This window comes from Bacillus vallismortis, from assembly GCF_004116955.1.
Lineage (GTDB): Bacteria > Bacillota > Bacilli > Bacillales > Bacillaceae > Bacillus > Bacillus vallismortis.
In genome coordinates this window covers 3,482,501-3,485,000 of sequence record NZ_CP026362.1, presented here as the reverse complement: position 1 = coordinate 3,485,000, position 2,500 = coordinate 3,482,501, and the positions used below count along the sequence as shown (strand labels likewise).

9 tRNA genes and 1 rRNA gene (1 of these 10 only partly in view) are annotated in these 2,500 nt (G+C 52.1%); all 10 read left to right on the top strand.

Annotation, left to right across the window (positions count from 1 at the left end):
* Nucleotides 1-5 (top strand) — tRNA-Val (locus BV11031_RS18460) (it extends 71 nt beyond the left edge of the window).
* Between the two features lie 4 nt (nucleotides 6-9).
* Nucleotides 10-85: transfer RNA gene (locus BV11031_RS18455), tRNA-Thr, on the top strand.
* A gap of 37 nt (nucleotides 86-122) precedes the next feature.
* A tRNA-Lys gene (locus tag BV11031_RS18450) sits at nucleotides 123-198 on the top strand.
* Nucleotides 199-205: 7 nt separating this feature from the next.
* A tRNA-Leu gene (locus tag BV11031_RS18445) sits at nucleotides 206-288 on the top strand.
* A 40-nt stretch (nucleotides 289-328) separates the two neighbouring features.
* A tRNA-Gly gene (locus BV11031_RS18440) sits at nucleotides 329-403 on the top strand.
* A 14-nt stretch (nucleotides 404-417) separates the two neighbouring features.
* A tRNA-Leu gene (locus BV11031_RS18435) sits at nucleotides 418-503 on the top strand.
* A gap of 9 nt (nucleotides 504-512) precedes the next feature.
* A tRNA-Arg gene (locus tag BV11031_RS18430) sits at nucleotides 513-589 on the top strand.
* Nucleotides 590-611: 22 nt separating this feature from the next.
* Nucleotides 612-688 (top strand) — tRNA-Pro (locus BV11031_RS18425).
* 7 nt (nucleotides 689-695) lie between these two features.
* Nucleotides 696-771 (top strand) — tRNA-Ala (locus tag BV11031_RS18420).
* 171 nt (nucleotides 772-942) lie between these two features.
* Nucleotides 943-2,492, top strand: a 16S ribosomal RNA gene (locus BV11031_RS18415).
* The last annotated feature ends 8 nt before the right edge of the window (nucleotides 2,493-2,500 follow it).

Genomic DNA, 2,500 nt, shown 5'->3' with positions numbered 1-2,500 from the left:
CACCATTTTGCCGGTGTAGCTCAATTGGTAGAGCAACTGACTTGTAATCAGTAGGTTGGGGGTTCAAGTCCTCTTGCCGGCACCACTTTTATATGATATAATACTCAAGTCTCTTCTAAGAAGAGCCATTAGCTCAGTTGGTAGAGCATCTGACTTTTAATCAGAGGGTCGAAGGTTCGAGTCCTTCATGGCTCACCATTTTTACGCGGGTGTGGCGGAATTGGCAGACGCGCTAGACTTAGGATCTAGTGTCTTTATGACGTGGGGGTTCAAGTCCCTTCACCCGCATTATATAGGATAACAGTTATCAAAACTGGACATCCTGTCTGCGGAAGTAGTTCAGTGGTAGAACACCACCTTGCCAAGGTGGGGGTCGCGGGTTCGAATCCCGTCTTCCGCTCCAACTATACCATCCACGCCGGGGTGGTGGAATTGGCAGACACACAGGACTTAAAATCCTGCGGTAGGTGACTACCGTGCCGGTTCAAGTCCGGCCCTCGGCATTAAATTTTGCGCCCGTAGCTCAATTGGATAGAGCGTTTGACTACGGATCAAAAGGTTAGGGGTTCGACTCCTCTCGGGCGCGCCATTATTTTAATGGAATAGACAATCGGGAAGTAGCTCAGCTTGGTAGAGCACATGGTTTGGGACCATGGGGTCGCAGGTTCGAATCCTGTCTTCCCGACCATTTCAATGGGGCCTTAGCTCAGCTGGGAGAGCGCCTGCTTTGCACGCAGGAGGTCAGCGGTTCGATCCCGCTAGGCTCCACCAAATGTTTTTAAAAAAAGTTGTTGACTTTGAAGAAGTAACGTTATATACTAATAAAGTTGCTTTAACAAAGCGCACAAACAAAATGATCTTTGAAAACTAAACAAGACAAAACGTACCTGTTAATTCATTTTTTATAAATCGCACAGTGATGTGCGTAGTCAGTCAAACTTTTTATCGGAGAGTTTGATCCTGGCTCAGGACGAACGCTGGCGGCGTGCCTAATACATGCAAGTCGAGCGGACAGATGGGAGCTTGCTCCCTGATGTTAGCGGCGGACGGGTGAGTAACACGTGGGTAACCTGCCTGTAAGACTGGGATAACTCCGGGAAACCGGGGCTAATACCGGATGCTTGTTTGAACCGCATGGTTCAAACATAAAAGGTGGCTTCGGCTACCACTTACAGATGGACCCGCGGCGCATTAGCTAGTTGGTGAGGTAATGGCTCACCAAGGCAACGATGCGTAGCCGACCTGAGAGGGTGATCGGCCACACTGGGACTGAGACACGGCCCAGACTCCTACGGGAGGCAGCAGTAGGGAATCTTCCGCAATGGACGAAAGTCTGACGGAGCAACGCCGCGTGAGTGATGAAGGTTTTCGGATCGTAAAGCTCTGTTGTTAGGGAAGAACAAGTGCCGTTCGAATAGGGCGGCACCTTGACGGTACCTAACCAGAAAGCCACGGCTAACTACGTGCCAGCAGCCGCGGTAATACGTAGGTGGCAAGCGTTGTCCGGAATTATTGGGCGTAAAGGGCTCGCAGGCGGTTTCTTAAGTCTGATGTGAAAGCCCCCGGCTCAACCGGGGAGGGTCATTGGAAACTGGGGAACTTGAGTGCAGAAGAGGAGAGTGGAATTCCACGTGTAGCGGTGAAATGCGTAGAGATGTGGAGGAACACCAGTGGCGAAGGCGACTCTCTGGTCTGTAACTGACGCTGAGGAGCGAAAGCGTGGGGAGCGAACAGGATTAGATACCCTGGTAGTCCACGCCGTAAACGATGAGTGCTAAGTGTTAGGGGGTTTCCGCCCCTTAGTGCTGCAGCTAACGCATTAAGCACTCCGCCTGGGGAGTACGGTCGCAAGACTGAAACTCAAAGGAATTGACGGGGGCCCGCACAAGCGGTGGAGCATGTGGTTTAATTCGAAGCAACGCGAAGAACCTTACCAGGTCTTGACATCCTCTGACAATCCTAGAGATAGGACGTCCCCTTCGGGGGCAGAGTGACAGGTGGTGCATGGTTGTCGTCAGCTCGTGTCGTGAGATGTTGGGTTAAGTCCCGCAACGAGCGCAACCCTTGATCTTAGTTGCCAGCATTCAGTTGGGCACTCTAAGGTGACTGCCGGTGACAAACCGGAGGAAGGTGGGGATGACGTCAAATCATCATGCCCCTTATGACCTGGGCTACACACGTGCTACAATGGACAGAACAAAGGGCAGCGAAACCGCGAGGTTAAGCCAATCCCACAAATCTGTTCTCAGTTCGGATCGCAGTCTGCAACTCGACTGCGTGAAGCTGGAATCGCTAGTAATCGCGGATCAGCATGCCGCGGTGAATACGTTCCCGGGCCTTGTACACACCGCCCGTCACACCACGAGAGTTTGTAACACCCGAAGTCGGTGAGGTAACCTTTTAGGAGCCAGCCGCCGAAGGTGGGACAGATGATTGGGGTGAAGTCGTAACAAGGTAGCCGTATCGGAAGGTGCGGCTGGATCACCTCCTTTCTAAGGAT